The organism is Nonomuraea sp. NPDC059194, assembly GCF_042754765.1.
GTDB lineage: Bacteria > Actinomycetota > Actinomycetes > Streptosporangiales > Streptosporangiaceae > Nonomuraea.
Window position 1 is genome coordinate 1 of record NZ_JBHZBH010000116.1, and the last position, 1,519, is coordinate 1,519.

1 pseudogene is annotated in these 1,519 nt (G+C 64.4%); it reads right to left on the minus strand.

The features are described 5' to 3' along the window. Nucleotides 1-289: 289 nt before the first annotated feature. Nucleotides 290-1,393: pseudogene (locus ACFXJ8_RS44050) on the minus strand (IS701 family transposase); the annotation flags it as partial. Between the last annotated feature and the right edge of the window lie 126 nt (nucleotides 1,394-1,519).

The window sequence follows — 1,519 nt, forward strand, 5'->3', positions numbered from 1 at the left end:
GCTAGTACTACATAGCTAGATCGGGATGAGTTGAAGGCGCAGGCGCTGCCTAAAGTGGTGCCTGCGCGCTGCGGCCTGGTGGCTCCTGCGATGGATCGACCAGTAAAGGCCCTGGTCGATGGCATGTTTGTCGTGGCCGATGAGGTTGAACAGGCGGCGGATCTCAGCGATGGACAGGGTGATCAGGCGACGTGGCGGCCGCCGGGAGAGGCGCTCGTCGGTCGAGCCTGGCTTGGGTGGAATCGCCGGTGTTGTGCTCTGGGTCGCTGGAGGTTGTCCACAGGGTATGGTCCCCCTTTTTCGCGGTGCGGCGGAGAACGGCTAGAAAGGCCAGCGCGAGCATGGCCAGAGTGATGTGTCGGTACCACGCGTGGTAGAGCCGGAACTGATACTGATCCAGCCCGGCTTCTTGTTTGGCGGCCTCGAAACATTCCTCGATCGGCCAGCGGGAGCCGATCACACGGACCAGTTCGGACAGGCCCTCCTGGCGTGGATCGAAGCAGTGGAAGTAGGCGAGCTCGCCGTCGGCGATATTGCGCCGCACGACATAGCGGTGGCCGGGACGAGTGGTTTCAATGATGGCCCAGTCATAGACGCGGAAGCCCTTGGTGCCGATGCCGCAGGCCCGCCGCTGCCAATCGTGTGGACGCAGGCGGGCTGTCAGCTCGGCTACGGCCGGATTTTCCGCAGCCGGGCGTTGGTTGCCGGTGGTGATGTCGGTCGTCTTGGGCACCGCCATGCAGTAGGCGATCTGCTCATGCTCCAAATAGATGCGTAGCCCGGGATTTTGGCCGAATTCCTCGTCGGCGGCGAACCAGGCGAACGGGACGCCGGCCGCACGGGTCCGCTCGATCATGGCCTGCACCTGCTGCGGCCGGGTAGCGAAGGTCAACTCGTCAGGAACGTGGGCCTCAGCGCGCCGGAGGCGGTCGGCGCACCAGGAATGCTCGGGCATATACAACTCGCGGTCGATCAGCATGCGGTCCCCGCGCGTGTTGGTATACGCCAGGAACACGCCGATCTGGCAGTTGTCGGTCCGGCCTAGTGTCCCGGAGTACTGCCGCTGCACACCCGCTGACTTTCTGCCCTTCTTGGCGAACCCGGTCGGGTCGGCGATCAGTACCGCACGCTCGTCGGCGAGGTGTTCCATCGCGTATGCGCGCACCTCATCGCGCAGTCCGTCGGCGTCCCACGGCGTCAGGTTGATGAATCGCTGAATCGCGGTGAGTCGGCGCTCTCCGGTGAATTCCGCGATCGTCCAGGAGTTCTTGCGCGCCAGCGGTGCCAGGAGGCCGCGCAGATACTGCTGGAAATGCTGACGCGGCTCCGGCCGCATCCAGCGGCCCGCGAACCGGGCGCACAACTGCTCGAATTCCGACTTCCATTCGTCCAGATCCGCGGGCGTCACCGCGTCGGCGTATTCGTGAGGCTGGGGCACGCCAGCACAGTCACATACCCCAGCCTTCTCGCGCAGGGAAACCGATCGATCACCTCGTGCGATCTAGCCATGTAGTACTAG